This is a genomic window from Vibrio cionasavignyae (assembly GCF_050337155.1).
Classification (GTDB): Bacteria; Pseudomonadota; Gammaproteobacteria; order Enterobacterales; family Vibrionaceae; genus Vibrio; species Vibrio nomapromontoriensis.
On record NZ_JAKJSR010000016.1, the window covers coordinates 74,270 to 99,313 of the forward strand.

Consider the following 25,044-nt stretch of genomic DNA (forward strand, 5'->3'; position numbering starts at 1 on the left):
CTTATCTATTCTAGGTGAGCACGATTAAATTTTCGGTGAGATATTAAGTACACGGCGACAGAAATGACGGCGGCAAACAGAGCAAGCACAGTGATGGAAAAACCAGAATAGAAAATCACAATGTTTGACTCATACGCCGGAAGCGGAATAACATTTTTAGACACTAACGTTCCTATCCACAAAGCGGCAATCGCTGCTATCAAACTGGGCAGTGTGAGTCGTTTGAGCAAAAATAGAACATTCATTGTCTTATGCGCGCCCATCGCTTCCATAATGGCCAATATTCGACTCAACTTTTGTGTTTCTGATAAGCCTACCAGCAGAGAAGTCATCACAAGCAATGCAATACAAACTGCGATCAATCCTCGTAGAACACCGCCAATTTGGATCTGTTCGTCAAAATATTCACGCTGCAGTTGTTCAAGCAAGATCCCTTTTGAGGCGCCGGGGTAACTATGTTGAAATTTGACTAGTTTGCTCGCTAGATCGTGCTCGGTTTTAAACGCTGCAATTACATATCGCTGGGGTTGATCTGTTATCAGAATTGCGGTCGCTAGCGGAGACTCACTCAGCTCTCCGAGTTCAAAATTCTGGATCACTTTTGTGACAGTAAAAGCGTACGGGGTCGAATCAAAGGTAAAGTTAAAACGATGGTTAATGAGTTTCTCAAATTCAGTAAACCCAAACTGCCGAGCAAAGCTCTCCGTAACAATGGCATTGTATTCAAACTCTTTTGGGTTAACTTGAACAGCAGAGCGATGCCCTGCCAGTGTTTCTACCCCCAATACATGATGGATATCAGGGCCTGCATACATTGCGTTTGTTGATATAAATTCGTCTTCATTGGTTTGCATTCCATGCTGTAGGCCCAAGGAAATTCTCGATTTATCAAATGGTCGCCAACTACTGGTCGCGACAAATTCTATGTCTTGTTGAATAGCGCTAGGTATGGATGTCACCGGTGTATTGTTCGCGCTTTGCACTATTTCTAATACCGCATGTCGATCAGATTGGTAGCCATAGTCGGTTTTTAACAGGCGCTCATTTTCAATGTAGCTTGCCAAACCTAAGCTGACCATAATGCCGGAAATGAGAATTTGGATACCCAAGAGAAGGTGGTTTGATGACCAGTGCGCCGTTTTCTCGTATCGAGTGGTCGTAATGTTATGACTGACACTACGAATAACGCGATAACTAATGATGCTTTCATACAATAAGGTAACGGTCACAAGGCCAACAAAAACATAAGTTATCGTCGTTACGTTTTGGGCAATAAGATATTGAACTTGTGGGGAGAGGTCGAATTGCTGCTGGATAATAACACTGAGGATTTGGGCTGAGATAAAACAAAATGATAAAAACAGCAATTGATAACTAAGGACATCAAACAGCGCCTGCGATGAACTGCACCCAACGGACAACTTTACCTTTAAACTCTGCAATTTCTTTGTCAGTGAAATAGAGCTTAAACAAAAATAGCAAGCCACAGTACAGCAAGCGACAATGAATCCAACCATATAAATGATGTTTAAGGTCGCTTTGGAAATGGTGTTATGTATATCGTCTGGCAACCCCAAGTCATAGTGTATCTGTGATACTGGGTTTGCCTGCAGATCGATAAACTCTTGGGCTGTAAAAGGTGCGCCCGGAAGATTGGGGGCATTCTGGCTAACAAAGTCAGACAACATTGCTGATGATAATGCATTGGCTTCGCTAAGCTGAGCAAACAAGTAAATAGCAACGTCGTACCAGTTGTGTGACATACCGTGGTAATAATTGTCCCAGAGAGCACTATGATTGACAATCGCTCCGACTCTAAACGACGTGTCCTCCCTGATTGATAACACGTCTTTGATGGTGAACAAGCCGATGCTCTCCACATGAATCACTTTTCCCTTTGGCTCATCAAAACCCAGGTAGTCTCTATTAAACTCAGGTGTAATGATTATCTCGTTATCTTTAAGTCGAGGAGGTACCGTGGTAAATGGATTTATCAACGAAAAGAAATTATCGCTCGCTGTATATAAGTCGCGAGTAGTGGTGGTAGTGGTGTCACTTTTAAGAGTGACTCTTGGATTTCCAAGAAAGCTCGCACCTTCAACCATAGAGCTTTCTTTTATTGCGTGATACGCAGGAAAAGGAGCCATAGAGGAGCGAACGACATCACCGTTGGGCAGGTTAAAATTAGTCTGAAGTCGAACTAAGTTTTCGCTTGTCGAATAATAACTATCAATCGCTCGGTCGGTTACAAAAATTGAGACCGAGAAGCTGAGACACATAATGCCAACGACATAAGTTAGATAGGAAATAAGCATCCCGAAAGGGTCGGCCACTATGTCATAGGCCAGCTCTTTTAAGCAATTCAATCTCATACGCTACCAAGATCACTGTATATTTTAGTCATAGTTAGCCCGACCCTTTCGGTGACTTATGAAGAGCATTTAACGGAAGTCGCTCTATTCTTTATTGCCGAAGCCTCGAGACCAACTCCACGCAGAAATAGCCTGACTTCGTTCAAAAAGTTCTAAGTTGAGAGATGAGGTTAGAACCTTTTCAGTTCTACCCATACCCAGACTTGTATCCAGAGCGTTAAGTTTATGATTCAGCGAATTGACAGCAGATTCGTGTTCGCGAACGTGCAGTTTTTCCAAAGCACTCATAGGTGATCTCCTTTATATCCATGATTTAATTGTGGTTAATCATAGGGTTTGGGCTTTACGTTTCAAAAATAACTTACCTATGATTCAGGTGACCGCTCAGATAACAGAACTTTCATATCAAATAGTTACATTTATATTGTGTCGTGCCGCGCAGTTTCCCGGGAATTTCGAAAAAAGGCAGACAATCAAAATATTACCAACGATTGGCTTAATTGGAGTGAATTAGAACAGAAGAGAAGCATAGCCAGTACAACACAAAAAAAAAGCGCCTCCGTTAAACAACAGAGGCGCTAGACAAATCATTTATCACTATTCGTGTAACCTAGTATGGCTTTACCCTAGGTCAACACTACCTTTACTTATCCATATGTAGAACGGTACGGATTGACTCACCTTTGTGCATCAATTCAAACGCTTCGTTTACATCTTGTAGACCCATGGTATGAGTGATGAACTCTTGAAGACCAAACTCACCTGCCATGTAGCGGTTAACGATTTCAGGTAGCTCTGAGCGGCCTTTCACGCCACCGAAAGCAGAACCACGCCATACACGACCGGTAACCAGTTGGAATGGACGGGTAGAGATCTCTTGGCCCGCGCCAGCCACACCGATAATGACAGATTCGCCCCACCCTTTGTGACAGCACTCAAGTGCTTGACGCATCACGTTAACGTTACCGATACACTCAAACGAGTAATCAACACCGCCATCCGTCATGTCAACAATCACTTCTTGGATTGGCTTATCAAACTTCATTGGGTTAATGCAGTCAGTCGCGCCAAGCTGTTTCGCTAGCTCAAACTTACTTTCGTTGATATCTACGCCAATAATGGTTTTTGCACCCGCCATACGTGCACCGATAATGGCAGAAAGACCAATACCACCAAGACCAAATACCGCAACAGTGTCGCCTTGTTGTACTTTAGCCGTGTTTAGCACAGCGCCCATACCCGTTGTGACACCACAGCCAAGTAGACATACTTCTTCAAGTGGCGCTTCTTTAGCGACTTTCGCTAATGAAATTTCTGGAAGTACTGTGTATTCAGAGAACGTTGAGCAACCCATGTAATGAAAGATTGTTTCGCCATTAATCGAGAAGCGGCTTGTGCCGTCTGGCATTAGACCTTGACCTTGCGTTTCACGTACCGCTTGGCATAAGTTTGTTTTGCCAGAAGTACAGAACTTACAAACACCACATTCTGCGGTATATAGTGGAATAACATGGTCGCCAACTTCAACGCTAGTCACACCTTCACCGATCATTTCAACAATACCGCCACCTTCGTGACCTAAGATTGATGGGAAGATACCTTCTGGATCGTCGCCAGAAAGCGTAAACGCGTCGGTATGGCATACACCCGTTGCCACGATGCGAACAAGCACCTCGCCCGCCTTAGGAAGTTGTACGTCAACTTCTTCCATCTTTAGTGGTTCGCCAGCAGCCCAAGCTACCATAGCTTTTGATTTAATTGATGTTTGACCTGGTTTAATTTCAAGTGCCATTGGGTTTTCCTTTTTGTTTACTTCGGGACAGTAAAATGAGCGATAAAAATAGACGCCGCATAAAGCGAACGAAGAGTGTGCTCACTCGCTGTTTCGTTTTGATGGGCTTAGTATAGATAATTACCAATCTTTGATAATCCCACCAAATTGAAATTAATTATTACGATTATGTAATAATTAGCAGGGTGAAACCACCTCGCTCATACTGCAATATAGATGCAGCGTAATACAACATTAGGATTAGTTAGGTAGTTAGACAAAGTCTAATTTGAGAATGACGCACATTTTGAAACTAAAGGAGCAACGTCTTAGATAATAAACGCTGCTAGTTATGAGTTAGACGTGGACTGATAAACGGATACTTACATAGTCGGATATAACAAAACGAGACTAGCAGGATCGCAAAATACGCCTGCTAGCTCTAAGCGTGGAAGGTTACTGAAACAACCTAATCAACCTACTTACAGGTTGACGGGGCTTTCAGAAAATAAAAAACGATCAAAATCCTCACTTGACGCATCAAATAGCATCTGTTTGGTATTTTCTATATGCTGCCACGCCGCCTCCCTAGCTGCTACTGGGTCCTTTTGAATCAAAGCCTGCACGATTTTGTCATGCTCAGAGCACCAACTGCGGATTTGCGTATCCTTTATATGCTCATGCAGTTTCTTCCAGTAAGGGTTATCCTCTCGATGATTACACATAACTTCTGCGATATGCACAACGACAGAATTTTGTGTACAACGAGCAAGTTGAATATGAAATTCACTATCCCAATAAGAATCACGTGAAAAGTCATCTTTTTTAGCTTGCTCTTGAATTCTCATGAGTGCGACAAGGTCTTGCTTCGTTGCTTGAGTGGCCGCAAATTCAGCAATATTACTTTCAAATAATTGTCGTGCTTGCAACAATTCAAACGGTCCGCACATTTTAATGAAGGCAGTGGGATCAGGAGTAAGATCGTCAGTCGTCATTTTCGGCTCAAGGGTCGCATTGATAAGCCGAATACCAGAGCCTTTTCGTACCTCAACAAAACCTTCAACTTCCAGCATAATCATTGCTTCTCGAATGACGGTTCTGCTAACTTGCATTTCTTCTGCGATCAATCGCTCGGCAGGCAGCATATCACCGACCTGATACTTCTTTGCTGCGATATCATCCTTAATACGGTTTGCAACCTTATGGTATAGTTTTTCGTTTGGTTCCATGCTTCATACTCATCTGATTGCTTGTTATACCAATTATTCTAACAAACTTATGCCTTTAGACAAGTCAACGACGCCGAGTATCATGACTTAATTATAGATTTAATGAAAAAACCTGAACGTAAAAAAATTAAGTAGTTGATAATTAAATAGATATTATCCAATTTAAATCGTTTAGCACTTCGTAATTCAGGCTCAGTCAATAATAAAAAAAGCTCTAAAACAATCAGAACATATATGACAACTTAATTAGTTGAGATATACATCACGTGATAGCATCCTAGAGCTGTGTTCTACTGCTATAACGTTACACCACTTTTGTAGATTGCAATTTCTCTAAAGTCATTCTTTTCATTGCAAGTTTGTTCACCATTCACAATCAATACCACCTTATCAATATATGACGATAACAACTCTTCAATCGTCACACGCTCAACCAGAGCACCCGCGTTAAAATCGATCCAATGGGGTTTGCGCTGGGCAAGCTCACTGTTAGTAGCCAGCTTCATAGTAGGCACAGGACCACCATAAGGCGTCCCTCGACCGGTACTAAACAAAACCATGTGGCAACCTGCGATACTTAATGCTGAAGTTGCTATCGCGTCATTTCCCGGAGCACTTAATAAATTAAGACCTTTGGCTATGAGTTTGTCTCCGTACCGAAGTACATCGACCACTTTGCTTCGCCCAGCTTTTTGGGTGCACCCTAATGATTTCTCCTCTAAGGTAGAGATGCCTCCGGCCTTATTCCCTGGCGATGGGTTTTCATAGATAGGCTGATCATGATCTATAAAGTATTGTTTGAAATCATTAATCATTGATACCGTTTGCTCAAACGTTCCTTTATTTTGACACCGGCGCATTAGAATACGTTCTGCGCCAAACATTTCTGGCACTTCTGTTAAGACAGAGGTACCACCATTGGTTATAACATAGTCAGAAAACCGACCAAGTAGCGGATTAGCAGTAATCCCAGAAAATCCATCAGACCCCCCACACTCTAGACCGAAACGCACTTCACTGAGTAAACCGTTTTCTCTAGAATCTTGTCTCATGGTTTGATGCAGCTCTCCTAGTATTTCAATGCCTACCTCAACCTCGTCATCTTGCTCTTGACACACTAAGAAACGCACTCGATCAGAGTCGTACTCACCAAGAGACTCTTTAAAAGCGCTAACTTGATTATTTTCACAACCAAGCCCGACGATTAATACCCCTCCGGCATTCGGGTGCGTAGCAAGGCGTTGTAAAAGCAGCTTGGTGTTTGCATGATCCACACCAAGCTGTGAGCAGCCATATTGATGAGTAAACACTTGAATGCCATCGATATCCCCTACATCGTTATTAGCTTCATAATTTTTTTTCATCATATGAGCCATCGCATTGACACACCCAACAGTTGGAATAATCCATAGCTCGTTTCGGATACCAATTTCGCCATTGGCACGACGAAAAAGCTGAACTTGTCGATCGGGTAACGTCGATGAGACCTCTTGAAATTCTGGCTTATATTGATACTCCTCCAGCTCAGCTAGATTGGTACGAACATTGTGATGATCCACCAGTTCCCCAACTTGAATGGACGTCACTGCATGGCCAATAGGATATCCGTATTTAATGACCTCAGCCCCAGCTTCAATCGATGCAAGCGCTACTTTATGTGCTTGAGGAATAGTCGATACAAGTTGTAGGTTTTGACACCCTACACGAATCATACTGCCTTCATTAAGATCATGTAGCGCCACAGCAACGTTGTCCGCATCATGAATTTTAAAGATTGAATTCACGCAATAGCTCCTTAAACTTGACTAAGCGCACGACGCATACCAATTTGTAAAATCGTCTCCACATGCCTTGTCACTTCATCGCTAAGCTGGCTAATTGTATTTAGGTCCATTCCCCAATGCGATACGTTTCCAAGTACTTTTTCAACCAACACATTTACCTGGATATCTCCCCTTTCGATTTGTGGCCATTCAGTTGCGAATAGCTCTAACCAATCTTGGTCATCACTAAGAGTAAATTCTTCACTCCCGCGCTTACCGCGATAAAAGGTAATTAAAGCCGCAAGAGAGAACGTCAAATATGGCGGGGGGGTAGCATTTTGATTGGTATAATTTAGAATCTGGGGGAGCAATCTAGTTTTAAATTTGCTCATACTATTTAGAGCGATAGAAAGTAATTGATGCTTAATATATGGGTTCTTAAAGCGATTTTCGACATCCATCGCGAATGATTGCAACTCTGACTGTGGCAAGGATAGTGTTGGGATAACTTCATCAAAAACAATTCGTTTAAAGTAATTATAGATTTGATCGTCTTGTAAGCTCTCGCCGACAGTATCAATACCTACTTGGAAAGCAACCGGAACTAGCGCGGTATGGGCTCCGTTTAGGATGGCAACTTTACGCTCCTTATACGGTTTAATATCTTCGACAATTAGTATATTGATGTTGTTGGTGTCATTGAGTTGGTCCAAGCACAACGCCCTGTTCAACCAATCCGGTCCTTGAATTACAAACAAGTAGAAGCATTCCGCACTCACCAAGAAACTATCTTGATAGCCTAATTTCGACTCCAGCTTCTGTACTTCATCATGTGGATACCCAGTAACAATTCGGTCGACCAGTGTAGAACAAAATGTATTTGCGTCGTTTATCCATGCGGTAAACGCCTCTGGCAACCTCCATAATGAAATATATTGATGAATGATCGCTTTTAATGCTTCGCCGTTATAATCAATGAGTTCACACGGAATAATAACCACACCACTTTCATCACTACCATCAAATGCGATAAAACGCTCCCATAACATCCGAGTCAATTTTGCAGGAAAACTGCTTGGAGGCGCATCTGTCAGGTTATCTTGCTCGACATAAGTAATGCCCGCTTCAGTCGTGTTTGAAAATACGAATCGAATATCTGGATTTCGTGCCAATTCTAGAACGGCATCAAATTCCCCATAAGCGGAAAGCTCTTCATTTACAGAACTAACAAGGCGAGTGTCGGATACCTTGTTGCCATTGACATCAAGTCCACGAATAATTGTTGTATACAGTCCCTGCTGAGTGTTCAAGATCGGTGGATACGCCGTATCAATAGGTCGAATGATACTGACTCCACTATCAAAATCTGTATGTTCATTAAGTAAATCTATTTGCCAGTCTACGAACGCACGTAAAAAATTCCCTTCTCCAAACTGGATGACTCTCGTTGGGTATTGTTTTACTGAGAACGTTTCGCGATTAAGTTTTTTCATCTTATATACCTATTATTATTCTCAAGTAGCGTATTACTTAGCGGTAATCGCAAAATAGTTCTTAGCGTTGTAGTAGCAAATATCGCGGACCATTCTACTCAATAGTTCAAAATCCGCAGGCGCTTCTCCTTTTTCGACCCATTGACCAATAGTCTGGCAAAGAATACGGCGGAAATACTCGTGTCTGGTGTAGGATAAGAAACTTCGACTATCCGTTAGCATCCCAACAAAACGACTTAACAAGCCCAATTGTGCTAATTGAGTAATCTGACGTTCCATACCATCTTTTTGATCGTTGAACCACCAGCCAGATCCAAACTGAATTTTTCCTTCCACCCCTCCTTGAAAATTCCCACACATAGTAGCGAGTACTTCGTTATCTCTAGGGTTCAAACAATATAGAATGGTTTTGGGCAACGCATCTTCTCGATCGAGTGCATCTAGGAGACGAGACAAAGGCAGCGCCACTAGTCCATCATTGATAGAGTCAAATCCCGTATCCGGCCCTAATATATTGAACATTCTTGTATTATTATTTCGCATTGCGCCAATATGATATTGCTGCACCCAGCCGCGCTCCGCATATTGCTTTCCAAGATAAACTAGTATTGCCGTTCTGAATTGTGCGACTTCTAACTCATCAACGGCACCGCCTGATAAGCGTTTTGCCAAAATACGATCTAAATCGTGTGGCGTTGATTCAGCAAAAGACACCGTATCTAGTGCATGATCTGAAATGGTACATCCATGCTGTGCAAAGTGATCCAAACGGTTAAATAACGCCAAACAAAGATCGGAAAATGTTCCAATCTCCACATTCGCTACTTCGGAGAGTGAATCGATATACGCAGGAAATGTATCTAAGTGAATATTAAACGCTTTATCCGGTCGCCAGCTAGGTAGCATTTGAACTGAAAAATCCTTGTCTAAGCCAACAATTTTATGGGCTGCCAAATCATCAATAGGATCATCGGTTGTACCGACCATCTCAACGTTCATTTTCTTCATGATAGAACGAGCACTGAATTCGGGTGCTGCCAGCATTTCGTTGCAAGTATCCCAAACATGTTCAGCATTGCCTTCATTCAGAACCATGTTGGTCAACCCAAAAGGACGCCTTAGTTCAAGATGCGTCCAGTGAAAAATTGGATTGCCGATGGTAAACGGGACCGTTCGAGCAAACGCCAAGAACTTGTCTTTGTCCGACGCATTACCAGTGCACAACCTCTCGTCAACCCCATTACTACGCATTGCTCTCCATTTATAATGATCTCCACGTAACCAAATATCCGTTAGGTTAGTAAACTGGTAATCGCTCGCAACTTGACTGGGTGGGAGGTGGCAGTGATAGTCAATAATCGGTAAATCTGCCGCCACATCGTGGTACAGCCGCTTTGCAAAATCGTTGTACAGCAAAAAGTCGTCACTCATAAAATTGTTCATACCAATATCACCATATTTGTTATACCAATACTTAAGATAATACAGAAAACAACAAATACAACAACTATACAACTCAACAGTACGATTGATACATGTGATTAAAATCACCTATTTACTGCTTTATTTTGGAAAACCATGCCTTGAATCACGTTTCTACAACGTGTTATACAAAAAGTTTATTTATTTGATCTTAGGTGGTTTTTAGATTTTAAGTTTGTGTAATATATATCGTGATTTTGGTTGGACCAAAAAAGTGGCATTAGATAATCCTAATCGTTTTCGATATTAAGATGATTAAGACCGCCTAACGCCGGCGAATTGACGATGTTAGAAGAGATAATGGAATGATTATTGATTTAATCAATGAATATATAGGTAAAACACTTCGTGTATTACTCACACTATTTATGGCCTTGATGATTATTGCTGTGACATGGCAAGTTTTTTCAAGATTTGTACTAAATAGTCCATCCAATTTTACGGACGAACTATCTCGCTATTTACTTGTATGGATTGGTATTTTAGGTGGCGCATACACCTTTTCTATTCGACGACACCTAGCCTTAGAGATGATCTCATCCAAAGTAGGAGAAAAAGGAAAAAACATCCTAGCCATTGTTACCAATTTCTTCGTTGTTTTACTGTCTTCCGTAGCGTTCATCTATGGTGGATTTGAACTGGTCAGTGCAACACTTGCAAATGGACAAATTTCACCGGGGATCGTGCTTTTTGGTCACCATTTTCTTATCGGCTATCTCTACGTAGTCGTTCCACTAGCAGGCGTTCTAATTAGCTACTTTGGAATTCTTGACATGATTAATGCCGCGATTTGCTTAGCGAAAGGAACTCACAAGCGAGAAGCTTAGTGCGTTGTAATAGGAAATTATACTATGACTCTTACTGATCTATTATTCTCTCAAGAATTCTTATTAAATGCTCCAGACGTATTTTATGCGGCCTTTCCTGTTATTGTTTTATTTGGCACGCTAGGATTTCTATTAATTATTGGTGTTCCTATCGCCTTCGCAATAGGGCTCGCGTCATTTTTTACTGTATTTGTCGATTTTCCAATCGAACAAACATCAGTACTGGTATCCCAAAAGCTGGCAAACGGCTTAAATAACTTTGGGCTTCTTGCTTTACCTTTTTTCATCGTTGCTGGAAACCTCATGAATCGAGGGGGCCTTGCCAAACGACTCATCAACTTTGCTATGCTGCTTGGGGGGCGTCTTCCTGGTGGGTTATCTCATGTAAACGTTATTGCAAATATGATGTTTGGTGCATTATCTGGCTCAGCTACTGCATCAGCAGCAGCGGTAGGCGGTATCATGCGTCCACTTCAGGATGATAATAACTATCCACGTGCTTTTTCAACCGCCGTTAACGTAACATCCTGCCCCGCAGGCTTGCTAATTCCACCATCGAATATTCTAATATTGTACGCCCTAGTCAGTAGTACATCGGTACAATATTTATTCATCGCTGGATATGTACCCGGTATCATGATGGGTTTATCGATCATGGTCGGTATTTTCCTTTTCGGCAAAAAGCATGGTATTCCAACAGAAACTTTCGAATTCAAAGAGAAAGTCAGTAAGGTCGTTTTTGATGCGCTACCAAGTTTGAGTTTAGTCATCATTATTATGGGCGGGATTTTAGCTGGCATATTTACGGCAACTGAAGCTTCAGCAATTGCCGTTGTCTATTGCTTGATCCTAGGCTTTGCCTACAAAGAACTAAAAATAAAAGACCTATTTCCCACTATTGTTGAAAGTGTTGTCACAACATCCATAGTCCTTTTAATGGTTGCGACGTCTTCAGCAATGTCATGGTCCATGGCCAATGCTGATATACCGACCTTTATATCCGATTTCATTCTGTCCGCATCAGAAAACCCTTTAATGGTATTACTGTTAATGAACGTGGTATTGCTGATTATCGGAACTTTCATGGATATGACGCCAGCCGTATTGATCTTCACACCGATCTTTCTTCCGATAGCCACATTGATGGGAATAGACCCTATCCACTTCGGAATTATCATGGTGTTTAACCTGTGCATCGGTATCTGTACGCCCCCTGTTGGCACTGCGCTATTTGTCGGCTGTAGTGTCTACGACACTAAGCTCGGCGAAGTGGTTCCCAAAATGATACCGCTGTTTATGATGATGCTACTCACCTTAGCACTCGTCATTCTTTTCCCTTCATTAAGTCTTTGGCTACCAGAAATGGCCGGATATGTTAAATAACTAGTATTAATAAAGTAGGAATATTCCAATGAAACATTTAAATAAACTCTTATTATCTTGCGCTATTTCTGCACTACTTGTTGGAAATGCTCACGCAACATTGAAATTATCTCATGCATTACCGACCGAGCACCCAGTGCACGAATCGCTAGACTGGTTTGCAAAGCAAGTAAGACAAGATGCAAAAATACGTGTCAAAGTCTACCCTAACGGTACATTAGGCGACGAATCTGAAGGATTACAGATGGTCCAAAATGGCACAGTCGCACTGACTAAAGCGAGTGCGGCCACATTAAACACATTTGCACCAGACTATAACTTACTGTCTTTACCTTATTTATACGAGAGTAGAGAACAGTATGAAGCCGTGCTAAATGGACCAATCGGCAAACAAATTCTGGCTTCATCTCGTGACTCAGGTTTTATTGGTCTTGCTTTCCTTGATGCGGGAGAGCGTAGCTTCTACACCAGTAAACCGATTCGGACTCCAGAAGATCTAAAAGGAATGAAAATTAGGGTTCAGAGCTCTGCCCTTTCCATAGATACCATTAAAGCACTAGGTGGTACACCTGTACCGCTTCCATATGGCGAGCTTTACTCAGCAATGCAGCAAGGCGTGGTTGATGGTGCAGAAAATAATATTCCATCTTATTACTCTTCTCGTCACTACGAAGTCAAAAATGTATTCTCTAAAGATATGCACACTATGGTTCCTGATGTACTAGTGATCTCGACAAAAGTTTGGGATTCATTGACTGATGAACAAAAAGCCGGAATCCGTAAGGCAGCTAACGATACTATCCCAGTGCAGGAAGCTAAGTGGACTGAGTATGAGAAAGAAGCCATTGCCTCACTGACTAAAAATAATGTTACTTTTGTAGAAAGCGATATTTTGGCGTTCCAAAAAGCGGTAAAGCCTGTCTATGATAAATTCCGCAAGGAAAATCCGGATCTCGTTCCTCTGTTAGATCAAATTCAAGCTACCAAGTAGCGTCACCCGTTAAGTTGCAAATAAGTAGGCCTCAATAATATTATTGAGGCCTACTATTAAGTGATGGAGCCATGAACGTTCTCAAACGCTAAATAACCGTATTTACTCCTTTAAACCGACATAGCGTATGCTGTTCCTATAGGGATAATGTCCATCTGGCCATTTGAATATGGGGTAATGATAAAGTTCAGATTCAAAAATTTTGACTAGCCCAGGGAGTTCCTCACGCAAGGCCTGTTTATTTTTAATCCCCATTTCATCACTTTGTAAATCGGCGGCCGATCCTAAATAAGCCGCCGTACCAAGGTAGAAGAATTCAACAGTTTTACACGCGCTGTCACAAGTTGGATCATTATAACGATATAAACCTTTCTCATCGGCTAATTGCCACTGCTTTCGCAATAGGCTCTGCTGATTTTCGCTGTCGCTAAAGACCAATGGTAAGTACCATTGCCATCCCGCATTAACGATCAAATGATGAATCTCCTCTTGCGAAGCATCTCTTGAAGATTTTGGGTTAGTCTCATCAGCTGAAAGATCTTGCCCTACTATATATTCAAGATACGGGCTAAGGCTCTCAAAAGCGGCCTCACTCAAGCCACTGCGTGTCATAATTAACGTTGCATGGTTCTGGCGCAAGTGTGACAACAATGCTGGCTCATCAACGCTGCCATCCTCGTTATTATCGAGCCACTGTGCCGTGACATTTGCCGCATGTTTTATCTTGCTCGATTCGACATTCTCTGTTGCACAAATTGTCACAGCATCAAAGACTCGTGCTTTTTGAACAAAAAAATCTCCCGGACAACCATCCACTGGTTCTGTTGCTGGCGAGAACTCCGAAGCGCTAGACATGCCAGCGACTAAAATGAATAAACTAACAAGTAATTTCATCGTTACTCCATGTAAATTCCAAAAGACTACGTTACCATTTCACGCGAAATCACACTGTATCGCTGCGTCATACCCTGTCGTTATTTTGTGAATCCTAACTATACGCATGAGCTGAATCATTCACTTATTGAACGATCGTAATCTGCTATTAAGTGCTTTTAGATTCACACTACTTTCGACTCAATTTTATCGGGCAGCGCTTCTATGCAGCATGACTTTCTCTGATTGCTGCGGTATGAGTTTCCCGACGGTTAATCACGACAATAAATATCACCCCAACTATTGGTACCACAATAGCAGCAAAAGGGATCATGCCTGCACCCACTTGGCTATCTATGACGACACCGCCTAACACACCACCAAAAGCATTCGCTAAGTTAAAAGCCGATATATTAGCAGTCGCCGCTAACTCTTGACCGTCGCCACCATGATTCATGACACGTAATTGCATGGCGGGTACATTGGCAAAAGAGGCGACACCGAATACGAAAGCCGCTGCCACAAATAGCCACTGATTATTAACAGCAAGCCCAACTAAAACTAACGAAGCTATCATTGCTATAACCCAAAAAATCGAAGCCTTTTGTAAATTATGATCAGATGAACGGCCACCTAGCGTATTACCAACAATCAGCCCCACCCCAACGACAACCAAGATCCATGTTACAGCGCCTTCACTAAATCCAGTCACGTGCATAGCTATCGGTGCGATATAGCCATATAACGTCATAAAACCCGACCAAGCAAACACGGTAATTGCCAAGCTCATTAACAACATTGGATTTTTAAAGGCTTTCAATTGCATTGCGCTACTTTTAGTCTCTCCATGCCCAGTTGATTTAATGCCGGACAAAATGAACGTCATTGCGACAAGTCCAAAACCGGCGACCACTAGGAATGTGACATGCCAACCAAACTCCAAACCAATCCAGGTTCCCCCTGGTACCCCTAGCACGTTAGCTAACGTAAGGCCTGCAAACATCTGCCCCACAGCACGACCTGCTAATTTTTCAGACACTAAACTGGTCGCCACAACGGCACCAATGCCATAAAAAGGGCCTTGCACTAACCCTGTAATCACTCGGCTCCACATAAGAACTTGGTAATTAACCGCAAAGGCAGACATTAGGTTACCTAGGATAAACAGCACCATTAAACTGGCGAGAACCACCTTTTTATTAAATCGAGCCAAATATATCGTCAGTATAGGCCCTCCAAATACAATCGCTAACGCATAAGCACTAATCAAATAGCCGGCCTGCCCTTCAGTGATCGACAATGACATGGCGATTTGCGGCAAAATACCAGCTATCACAAACTCTGCAGTACCAATGGCAAACGCAGCAAGCGTCAATATCCATACTTGCATGGGCATCTTGTTGTTATTCATACTTACACTCTCTTCATCGCTTTGGAGCACGTGATACCACGACTCCAATTGGGTAATAATTGATGCCCTCTAGTCTATAGATTCCATTTAATTTGATAATTACCTTAATTTTGAATTCATTATTTGGTTAATCTAAATAATAATGAGCCTAATAGCGTGTTCAATTGGCAGTAAGTGGGAGTCACTATGGATAAGTTTGCAGATATGACAATGTTCGTTAGCATAGTCAAACACAAAGGGTTAGCCGCTGCGGGGCGAGAGTTGGGTCTGTCTCCCGCTACAGTTACCTCGCGATTGAAAGCCTTAGAGCAAAGATACGGAGTTAAGTTACTCAACCGAAGTACACGACATCTATCATTAACCGATTCCGGTGCACTCTATTATCAGTCGAGTTTAGAGATTATTAATAATGTAAATGAAGCGGAAAGCTTGCTTCAAAGTGGTTTAAATGAAGTAAAAGGAACCCTTAAAATAGCCGCCCCAAGCGATATTGGACGGCAAGCTATCCTGCCAATACTCACATCATTTTGCCAACAGTACCCAAATGTCATCCCTCATTTATATCTCAATGATACACTCACCAATATCACGGAGTCTGGTATTGATATTGTCATTCGTTATGGCGAGCTGGCCGACAGTAACCTCATCTCCCGACGGCTTGCATCAAGTCAACGTGTTCTTTGTGCATCCCCAGAGTACTTACGCAAGCATGGCGTACCCACTACCCCGGCGGAACTCACAAGCCATCACTGTCTCGCCATGTTACGAAGCCATGAAGAACTTACTCGATGGCACTTTCGTCAGGGGGATACACATCAGTCAGTCGCAGTTCAACCCCGTCGTTTTTCTGATGATGGTGAAGTGATACGTCGCTGGGCATTAGACGGTTATGGCATCGCACTAAAGTCCCTATTAGATGTTCAACAGGACATTAATAGCGATAAATTACAGGTGGTTTTAAGTGACTATCGAGTTAACTTCACCGCGTCAAATTCTGCATCCAGTAGCGATTTAAATGTCGTCTATGTCAGCCGACAATATCAACCCAAGCGAATTCGCCTTTTTCTAGACTTTCTCTTAAGCGAATTTGAAACGCCTAGTTGGTAATTCGTTCTCAGTCTTATGCGCCTCCATAAGACTGGAATACTTTAGCCACCATAATAGATAGGTATTCTTAGGGTGATTCCATTTGGTTATCAGACCTATAACAACTAATCAATTCTCACAGACTGAATCATCTCGTAATATTTACCTCGTCCCAACAACGCAGAGTGAGATTCAATATGACCTTTACTATTAAGCACGCCAAAGCCGCTATGGTGGCAACAACATTAATGGTACTTGCAGGATGCGCTTCACCCGCCTTTGATTCAGACAATGAAAATGCAGCACGTAATCGTGGCGCTGCTGGTGGGGTCTTACTCGGAGCAACCATGGGAGCGTTAACGGGTGACGCAGGTCTAGCGGCTAAAGGCGCAGTAGCTGGCGGGGTTGCGGGTGGGGTTGCAGGTTCAATGAAAGATCTTGATGACTCTCGCTCAACAAACGACACACAAATATTGGCAGATGGCGTATCACAAGACCATCGCAGTGATGCAGAAAAACGCGTCGCAGAACTTGAAGCCGAGATTCGCATCAAAGAGCTAGAAGCGCAACTCGCAGAAAACGATTCTAAAAATACAACGTCACAAAATAAAAACGACTCTGAGAGCTAATCGCGCTCCACTATTCACATTATTCGTATCAAGTGACATGTCGTCATTTGAAGACACAACTAATCATCATCATGGACAAATTAGAACGGACGCTACAACCACTAAGGTTCTAATACTATGACATTTAGCAAATTTATTCTTCCAACGATCTTCGCCTTTTCCGCCGCTGCACCGGCTTTTGCTTCTAACAGCACTGACGTATCAGGTCATCGTGTCGGGCTTGGCTATTCAAACACAGACCTCGTTATTGATAACAGCGGCCTTGATTGGGGTGATGGTATCAAGCTCGAATATGGCTATGACATTAACCGTATTGTGGGCATCAACGCTTCATACCAGAACAATAATGGAAAAACAGGCAATCTTGAAATTGATGGAAGTAATTACAAAATAGATACCGACCTAGGTTACATGTTTACGCTAGACGGTTGGGCGATCAAACCCTATGGTGCAGTCGGTCTCATTCGTGCCAATGAAACACAAACTCGTAGCAATGGTAAAACATTTTCGAATAAAGAAACATCATTGATGGGTGGGTTTGGCGTACGAGCGAACATCGATATGGGTTTGTATACCGATTTACGCTATGACTTCTATAACGTAAATAATTTGAACACTGACCAACTTTCACTAACTGTCGGCTACAAGTTCTAACCTATCTCATCCTTTCTTTGTTAAGGCTCACACCGTTTGAGCCTTAACTCCCCTTATGCAATAGCCTTCCCTTATCCTCTTGTTTGCACTCATTGTTAATCCCTTTAAACATCTCTAGAAAAGCAACCTGATATACCATTCATGTTATCAATTTAAAGCAAGGACTTACCAAGACACGGATGGTCTCCTATAGAGAACATATGAATGAATAAATTACTGCTAGCCACCCTCTTTACCGCCTCTTTATCTGGCTGCTCTGTGTACAATATGGCGAAAGAAGTTTCTCAAATGATCAACTACGACGTCACTTCCAACGATGTCTATTTTAATTCATCAGACGGTAGCCAATATTTAGTGGCTCCAAACCGTAACAAAGAAAAGCATCAAATTCTGGTGTGTTATAACAACGAAGGTCTCTTTTCCTATACCGCCGAAGAGCCACTACGAGCGGCCGCCAATGAATGGCTTGAACAGAACCGAGATGGCGCGATTGCGACCGAAGGAAATAAAAACTCTGGAGTAGTGGAGGCGCGCGTTTGTTACGAGTATCTGTACGAAGCACCACAACCAATTGGCGCATATCTTGATGAAGAAACAGGTGAGGTTGTCATTGTTGGTGAAAAAATATTAGAAAATGACAAGGATTCTGAGGTTACAACACTCGACGACGAATCGTAGATAACGTCGAGCTAAAACCTATTCACAGACATTAAAAAAGCGACCTTCGGTCGCTTTTTTAAGATTCATACGTCTATCACACTATCTTAGAAGATGTGAAGCGTTGCGTTGATAGTGAAACTATCTAAGTCTTTACTGTTTGCAATGGTTTTTACACCATTGAAACGCTGCCAGCTCGCGCCCACAGAAAGCATGTCTGTCACAAAGTACTCTGCACCAACACCGTACATAAAATCAGTACCGTTGTCGCTGCTTTGGTTGCTTAGACCGTTTTTATAATCCGCGTTGTAATAGTGCAGACCACCTTTTGCGTACAGCTGAACCGGACCAATATCGATGCTTGGTTTAAGCGCTGCATACCAAGAGCCTAGCTCTGCATACCCATTGCCTTTGTTTTGGTCATTGATATCGAAATTACCGTGCTTCCAGTAACCCGCTTCAATACCAATAATTGGTAGAATACCAGTACCAACATGGAAACCCATTGGTGTGTCGCTGTTGTTATTGTAGTCAGCACGACCTGCAGAAACACCACCGTATAACCACGCGTCAGCAAATGCCGACGTCGATGCACCAACAAGCGCAAGCGCTAAAAGTGTCTTTTTCATTGTAAACCTTCTTGTTTATGAAATAGCGGTGAATCCAATAAAAGCCACCGCGGAGCTTTATATATCACATACCCTATCTTAATAGGAATCCCTTCGTTTCAAATTTTGGTAAAACTTCTTGAATTCCATGGTATTGAGCTGTTATTTGTCTAACTATTCACGTTTTCTGTGACTAACATGCGTCAATGGCATTACGAACTCGCTTGTCGGAGACCGGATAAGGTGTTCCAAGTTGTTGAGCAAAGAAACTGACTCTTAGTTCTTCAATCATCCAACGAACTTCTTTGACATTTTCGGGTATTTTCATGCCCTTTGGAATTTTGTTCAGTAACTCTTTGTAATCTTGGGTGACCGATTCCACTTTGAGCATGTGCATTCTATCTCGGTTTGGATCAATGGGAAGTTTCTCCATTCGACGTTCAATTGCACGTAAATACCGCAAGATATCAGGTAATCGCTTCCAACCACACTCGGTAGCAAAGCCCTTAAATATCAACCCTTCAATCTGTGCTTTGATATCAGATAACGCAAACGCCATCGACAAATCCACACGCCCTTTTAACTTTTTGTTCAAGTTAAACGCCGTGGTTAGAATCGTCTCTACTTGCTGGGCGATATCCACCACGGTTTCATCTAACTCAGCGCGAACGTGCTCTTTCAGCGCATCAAATTTTTCTGAATCCCAAACCAGACCGCCCTGCTCTTCAATCAACTTATCAATACCACAGGATATGCAGTCATCAATCAAATCTAAGACTTTGCCATATGGGTTGAAATACAAGCCCAGCTTTGACTTATTAGGCAAATTGGTATGTAAGTATTTAATGGGTGAAGGGACATTAAGCAACACCAATCGACGCTGCCCTTCTTTCATCACAAGCTCTTGCTCTACTTCTGTCTCGAACAGTTTAATCTCGACACTGTCTTTCTTATCCACCAGCGCAGGATAAGCCTTCACATCAAAGCCACCACGTTTTTGCGAATACACTTTAGGTAACTCGCCAAAGCTCCATGTGTGGAGACCTTGTTGTTCAATATCGTCATCGGCCACTTTTGACAATGTTGCTTGTACTTTGTCTTTTAGGCTTTCTTTCAATTCAAACAAATCGCGATTTTCTTTAAGCTTGCGATTGCGGTGATCAACGGCTCTAAAAGTGATCTTTAGATGATCGGTTAGTTGGGTAAGGTTCCACTGTTCGCGAAGAATTTCAACGCCCGTCATACGGCGCAGCTCTTTTTCTAGCGAATCCAACAGTGGCGCTTCCATCACCTTGGTACGTGCTAAAAAAGCATCGGCGTAGTTAGGTGCTGGAACAAAGTTCTTTCGTACCGTTTTTGGTAATGACTTAATTAAACTTACAATCAGTTCATGTCGTAGCCCAGGAATTTGCCAGTCAAATCCATCACTATCGATTTGGTTTAATATCGGCAGTGGGATGTGAACTGTCACACCATCGTTGTCTTCACCCGGTTCAAACTGATAACTGAGCTTGAGCTTAAAATCGCCTTGATGCCAAAAGTTCGGGTAATCCAACTCCGTAACGTGACTGGCATCCCCTTTAAACAGCTGCTCTTTTTCAAAGTTCAGTAGATCTTTATTCGTCTTACTGACTTTTTTCCACCACGTGTCAAAGTGCTTTCCGGATACAACATCGGTATCAACACGCTGGTCATAAAAATCAAACAATTCATCATCATCAACCAAGATATCGCGACGACGAGATTTGTGTTCCAACTCTTCTACTTCTTGCAGCAGCTTACGGTTTTGTTTAAAGAAAGCGTGTTTTGTCTCCCACTCTCCTTCTACCAACGCACTGCGAATGAAAATTTCTCGGCTAACCACTGGGTCAATCTGGCTATAGTTAACCAGGCGCTTTGGTACGATAGGAATGCCATATAGCATCACTTTCTCATGCGCCATGACCGCAGCTTGTTTCTTCGACCAATGGGGTTCGCTATAGCTGGTTTTCACCAAGTGCTTGGCTAACGGTTCAATCCACTCTGGCTGGATTTTGGCGATAATTCGCCCCCACAACTTAGACGTTTCAACCAATTCCGCCGACATGATCCATTTCGGCTGTTTCTTAAACAAACCAGAGCCCGGGAAAATATGAAAACGAGCATTACGGGCGCCTTGGTATTCGTTTTTCTCTTGGTCTTTTACACCGATGTGAGACAGCAATCCCACAAGCAAAGCCATATGAACGGACTGCTCGTTTGCCGGCTCCTGGTTTAACTTAGCATCCATTTCGCGCATGGCTTGATGGATTTGGAAATAGACATCTTGCCATTCACGAACACGCAAATAATTAAGAAAGTCAGTCTTACAATGACGTCTAAATTGGTTGCCCGATAGCTCTTTCTGTTTGGTTTGAATGTAATCCCACAGATTCACAAACGCCATAAAGTCGGATTCTTTATCAAAGAATCGACGATGCTTATCATCCGATGACTGCTGCTTATCACTCGGTCTTTCGCGCGGATCTTGAATCGACAAGGCCGATGCAATCACCATAATTTCTTTTAAACAGCCGAGTCTTGGTGCTTCCAGCACCATACGCCCTAGTCGGGGATCAATAGGTAACTTGGCGAGTTTACGTCCAATTGACGTAAGTCGCTTACGCGGATCTTTCGCTTTATCGTTAATTGCCCCTAATTCTTCGAGCAATCGTATACCGTCTTGAACATTACGTTTATCAGGTACCTCAACGAACGGGAAAGCATCGATGTCGCCAAGTCCTAATGCCGTCATTTGCAAAATAACTGACGCTAGATTCGTTCGTAATATCTCAGGGTCGGTAAACTCAGCGCGAGATTCAAAATCTTCTTCTGAATAAAGGCGAATACAAATACCTTCAGCCACTCGTCCACAACGACCTTTTCGTTGATTAGCGCTCGCTTGAGAGATGTCCTCGATTGGCAGCCGCTGTACTTTAGTACGGTAACTATAGCGGCTAATTCTCGCGGTTCCCGGATCGATAACATAACGAATTCCAGGAACGGTAAGCGACGTTTCAGCTACGTTAGTGGCAAGTACAATACGGCGACCAGTATGAGACTGGAAAATCTTGTTTTGCTCACCCGAAGATAATCGCGCGTACAAAGGCACAATTTCAGTATCTCGCAGGTTTCTTTTGTTCAGCGCATCCGCAGTATCTCGAATTTCGCGTTCGCCATTCATAAAGATAAGAATGTCGCCTAACCCTTCATCACACAATTCATCAACCGCTTCAAAGATGCCTTCTAGCTGGTCGCGGTCAGCATCATCTTCTCCACGTAATGGACGATAACGGGTATCCACCGGATAGGTTCTACCCGACACTTCAATAATAGGCGCGTCGTTAAAGTGTTTTGAAAAACGCTCTGGGTCGATCGTGGCTGAGGTAATGATGATTTTTAAATCTGGGCGCTTTGGCAATAACTCTCGCAAGTAGCCCAAAATAAAGTCGATGTTAAGGCTACGTTCGTGCGCTTCATCGATGATGATAGTGTCATACTGATTTAAATAACGGTCATGTTGGATCTCAGCCAGTAAGATACCGTCCGTCATTAATTTAATTTGGGTACTATCCGAGATTTGGTCGTTAAATCGAACTTTATAGCCGACAAACTCACCAAGTGGCGATTCCATTTCTTCCGCAATACGGTTGGCAACCGAACGTGCAGCAAGTCGACGTGGTTGAGTGTGGCCAATAAGTCCAAACTTGCCTCGACCTAATTCGGAACAGATTTTTGGTAGCTGCGTGGTTTTACCTGAGCCCGTTTCACCTGCAACAATCACCACTTGATTCTCTAGGATTGCTTTAGCGATATCGTCTTTCTTTTGGCTGACTGGCAACAACTCAGGGTAATTAATGGTCGCTTTATGGGTACCGCGCTGTTGCGCCTGCATCATAGACTTAGCAATATCCATCGCTATTTCGTCGAAAACCGCCGCTTTTGATTGTTCATTTTTAATGCGACTCGCGCCAGAAATGCGCTTATGGAGACGAAAACGGTCGCGAATCATGCACTCATTCAATGCTTTTTTTAGTGAATGCGCGTTATTTGCTTTGGCCGTTGGGTTGTTGTTATTGTTTTCAGAGAGAGAGGAAGTCAAAACATTTCCTAGTTCAATTTTCGATTTACAAACTGGCGGGATTGTAGCACAGCTCGGTGTTTGCGTTAACTCAGACGTAATAAAAAGCCCCGCTTTCGCGAGGCTTATAAGCTTAGAGGCCACATGTTTTAACACAAACTCGCGACTGCAATAGCAAAAGGTTAGAAATCGTACTGAAGATAAACGGTACTATAGTTGCTGCCGCCTTTGATTCGGCCGAACTGCGATGATGCTTCAAAGATCGCACTGCGGTGATGCAACGAGTAACCTAGCCACAAGCTTTCCCATTCGGGTTTTCTAAAGATAGAGCCGATGTTGACGTCATAAGAGATGTCAATGTAGTTCATCACGTGGCTTGCCGTCTTTTCTTTCTTGTCCATTTCTTGCTGTTCAATATAGGTAATATTGTCGATGTATGACACACCATTACCCACACCAAGTCGCATTTTTACAGGCCAGTTGAATGTATAGTAAGCCTTAATTAGTGCCACAAATTCGTTACCCGTATCTTGTACTTCCGAGCTCCAATGATGGGCATAACCCGGGCTAAAATAGATATCAAGAGGCAAACCAAACAACTCATCTGTCAGCGGGTGCCCATAGAAAACCGACGTCACTTGGTTGTTATACGGGTCACGTTTCCCATTAAATGTCAGAATGTCCCCCATGTCCGATGGCGACGCATAACCATGAGCGACACGTACATACGGTTTAGTACTGATATCACGACTGTGCTGTTTAGCTTTAGAAGTCGATTTTTTCTTCTCGTTAAAGAAACCGAATCCTAAATACACCTCACCTTCAAAGCGCTCTTTAATCACATCGGAATGATAAGCCGAGTTATCCAGCATACGAATATTCGTTGCACCAAGCATATAAAGGTTTGAAACCAAGTGATACTTAGCATCAACACCCATTGCATAATCGAAAGCGCCGTTGATATCTTGGCTTTGACCATTGTATGAACCGTAGTACTCAGTATTAAAGCCAGAGTCTTTATAACGCAGTGTCACATTCGGCTTAAGTTCAAGATCACCATAATCAAGCGTACCTTGCAATCTTAGATTCGCATGTTTGTTATAGTCATAATCGGTCATAAGTTCGGTATCAAGGTGCCACGTGTCATCGATGTTATAACGTAGTTGCAAACCATAATCGAGAGTATCGCCACGAGCCGCATTTTGCTCACCTGCAGGGATATCTATAAAGCGTAATCGTGAGATCGCGTTCACTTCGAATTGGTTGTCGTCTGCTTTATAAAGATGCGCTCCCGCTGTCATACCATCGAGAAAGACATAATCATTCTTAAAGTACATCATTGGAATGAAAGTGCTAACTGTTGAGTCTTGGCTTTGTGTCGCAAACGGAATATTGGCTGTACGCCAAACTGCTGCGATGCCCCACTCTGCCTCTTGCGCTGCGTTTGCTACTGTGGTGCTACCTAAAATAGTAACAAGTCCCAACGCGAGATTTTTCTTTATCATGTCTTACTGTGTCTCCAACCGGATTATCAATTTTTGTGCAATATTTAGTGCTATAGAGTAGGTTACGCTTGAACAAACTGCATTCACGTCACCAAGCTTGGCAAACGAAATGTCAAATATACTAACAACCGCTACCGCATAGAAGAAGAGTTGTTATATTATTAGTTTTATTGAATTTATATGTCACGAAATTGTGAGTAGCTTAACGGCT

19 protein-coding genes are annotated in these 25,044 nt (G+C 42.6%); 7 read left to right on the forward strand and 12 right to left on the reverse strand.

Annotated features, from left to right (window positions below; all coding sequences use genetic code 11):
- Positions 1–5: 5 nt before the first annotated feature.
- The 7 genes from L4D74_RS12895 to uxaC all read right to left on the reverse strand — a co-directional run bounded on the left by L4D74_RS12895 (position 6) and on the right by uxaC (position 10,071).
- Positions 6–2,372, reverse strand: a complete 2,367-nt coding sequence (locus tag L4D74_RS12895) for a hypothetical protein (protein ID WP_428752480.1) — start codon at positions 2,370–2,372, stop codon at positions 6–8.
- Between the two features lie 84 nt (positions 2,373–2,456).
- Entirely contained in the window at positions 2,457–2,660 is a 204-nt protein-coding gene (locus tag L4D74_RS12900) for a hypothetical protein (protein ID WP_265677633.1), read from the reverse strand.
- A gap of 355 nt (positions 2,661–3,015) precedes the next feature.
- The gene (locus L4D74_RS12905) at positions 3,016–4,164 is read right to left on the reverse strand and encodes an S-(hydroxymethyl)glutathione dehydrogenase/class III alcohol dehydrogenase (RefSeq protein WP_428752481.1); all 1,149 of its coding nucleotides are present in this window, start codon (positions 4,162–4,164) and stop codon (positions 3,016–3,018) included.
- 461 nt (positions 4,165–4,625) lie between these two features.
- Positions 4,626–5,372, reverse strand: a complete 747-nt coding sequence (locus tag L4D74_RS12910; protein ID WP_428752482.1) for a GntR family transcriptional regulator — start codon at positions 5,370–5,372, stop codon at positions 4,626–4,628.
- Positions 5,373–5,668: 296 nt separating this feature from the next.
- Entirely contained in the window at positions 5,669–7,156 is a 1,488-nt protein-coding gene (locus L4D74_RS12915) for a UxaA family hydrolase (protein ID WP_428752483.1), read from the reverse strand.
- Between the two features lie 11 nt (positions 7,157–7,167).
- Positions 7,168–8,628 carry a tagaturonate reductase gene (locus tag L4D74_RS12920; protein ID WP_428752484.1) on the reverse strand — a complete coding sequence of 487 codons (1,461 nt, stop codon included), beginning with the start codon at positions 8,626–8,628 and terminating at the stop codon, positions 7,168–7,170.
- 33 nt (positions 8,629–8,661) lie between these two features.
- Positions 8,662–10,071, reverse strand: coding sequence for a glucuronate isomerase (gene uxaC / locus L4D74_RS12925; protein ID WP_428752485.1), 1,410 nt, complete (start codon positions 10,069–10,071; stop codon positions 8,662–8,664).
- Between the two features lie 344 nt (positions 10,072–10,415).
- On the opposite strand from uxaC, the gene L4D74_RS12930 reads away from it, so the two are divergent.
- Genes L4D74_RS12930 through L4D74_RS12940 form a run of 3 tightly spaced genes read left to right on the forward strand, consistent with a single transcriptional unit; the run spans position 10,416 to position 13,311 of the window.
- The gene (locus L4D74_RS12930; protein ID WP_428752486.1) at positions 10,416–10,937 is read left to right on the forward strand and encodes a TRAP transporter small permease; all 522 of its coding nucleotides are present in this window, start codon (positions 10,416–10,418) and stop codon (positions 10,935–10,937) included.
- A gap of 24 nt (positions 10,938–10,961) precedes the next feature.
- The gene (locus L4D74_RS12935) at positions 10,962–12,320 is read left to right on the forward strand and encodes a TRAP transporter large permease (protein WP_428752487.1); all 1,359 of its coding nucleotides are present in this window, start codon (positions 10,962–10,964) and stop codon (positions 12,318–12,320) included.
- 28 nt (positions 12,321–12,348) lie between these two features.
- Positions 12,349–13,311, forward strand: coding sequence for a TRAP transporter substrate-binding protein (locus tag L4D74_RS12940; protein WP_428752488.1), 963 nt, complete (start codon positions 12,349–12,351; stop codon positions 13,309–13,311).
- Between the two features lie 102 nt (positions 13,312–13,413).
- On the opposite strand, the gene L4D74_RS12945 is transcribed toward L4D74_RS12940, so the two are convergent.
- Positions 13,414–14,205, reverse strand: coding sequence for a hypothetical protein (locus L4D74_RS12945; RefSeq protein ID WP_428752489.1), 792 nt, complete (start codon positions 14,203–14,205; stop codon positions 13,414–13,416).
- A gap of 202 nt (positions 14,206–14,407) precedes the next feature.
- Positions 14,408–15,595: an MFS transporter gene (locus tag L4D74_RS12950; protein ID WP_428752490.1), complete on the reverse strand. Its 1,188-nt coding sequence runs from the start codon at positions 15,593–15,595 to the stop codon at positions 14,408–14,410.
- Between the two features lie 186 nt (positions 15,596–15,781).
- On the opposite strand from L4D74_RS12950, the gene L4D74_RS12955 reads away from it, so the two are divergent.
- From L4D74_RS12955 to L4D74_RS12970, 4 genes are all read left to right on the forward strand, one after another.
- The gene (locus tag L4D74_RS12955) at positions 15,782–16,702 is read left to right on the forward strand and encodes a LysR family transcriptional regulator (RefSeq protein ID WP_428752491.1); all 921 of its coding nucleotides are present in this window, start codon (positions 15,782–15,784) and stop codon (positions 16,700–16,702) included.
- A gap of 176 nt (positions 16,703–16,878) precedes the next feature.
- Positions 16,879–17,310, forward strand: a complete 432-nt coding sequence (locus L4D74_RS12960) for a YMGG-like glycine zipper-containing protein (RefSeq protein WP_428752492.1) — start codon at positions 16,879–16,881, stop codon at positions 17,308–17,310.
- A gap of 117 nt (positions 17,311–17,427) precedes the next feature.
- On the forward strand, positions 17,428–17,964 hold the full coding sequence (locus tag L4D74_RS12965; protein ID WP_428752493.1) for a porin family protein: 537 nt from the start codon (positions 17,428–17,430) through the stop codon (positions 17,962–17,964).
- Between the two features lie 204 nt (positions 17,965–18,168).
- Entirely contained in the window at positions 18,169–18,642 is a 474-nt protein-coding gene (locus L4D74_RS12970; protein ID WP_428752494.1) for a hypothetical protein, read from the forward strand.
- 86 nt (positions 18,643–18,728) lie between these two features.
- Here L4D74_RS12970 and L4D74_RS12975 read toward each other — a convergent pair whose 3' ends face one another.
- The 3 genes from L4D74_RS12975 to L4D74_RS12985 all read right to left on the reverse strand — a co-directional run bounded on the left by L4D74_RS12975 (position 18,729) and on the right by L4D74_RS12985 (position 24,833).
- Positions 18,729–19,250, reverse strand: coding sequence for a porin family protein (locus L4D74_RS12975; protein WP_265677110.1), 522 nt, complete (start codon positions 19,248–19,250; stop codon positions 18,729–18,731).
- Between the two features lie 172 nt (positions 19,251–19,422).
- Positions 19,423–23,349, reverse strand: a complete 3,927-nt coding sequence (hrpA, locus tag L4D74_RS12980) for an ATP-dependent RNA helicase HrpA (protein WP_428752495.1) — start codon at positions 23,347–23,349, stop codon at positions 19,423–19,425.
- A gap of 161 nt (positions 23,350–23,510) precedes the next feature.
- Positions 23,511–24,833: a MipA/OmpV family protein gene (locus tag L4D74_RS12985; RefSeq protein WP_265677108.1), complete on the reverse strand. Its 1,323-nt coding sequence runs from the start codon at positions 24,831–24,833 to the stop codon at positions 23,511–23,513.
- Positions 24,834–25,044 lie beyond the last annotated feature (211 nt).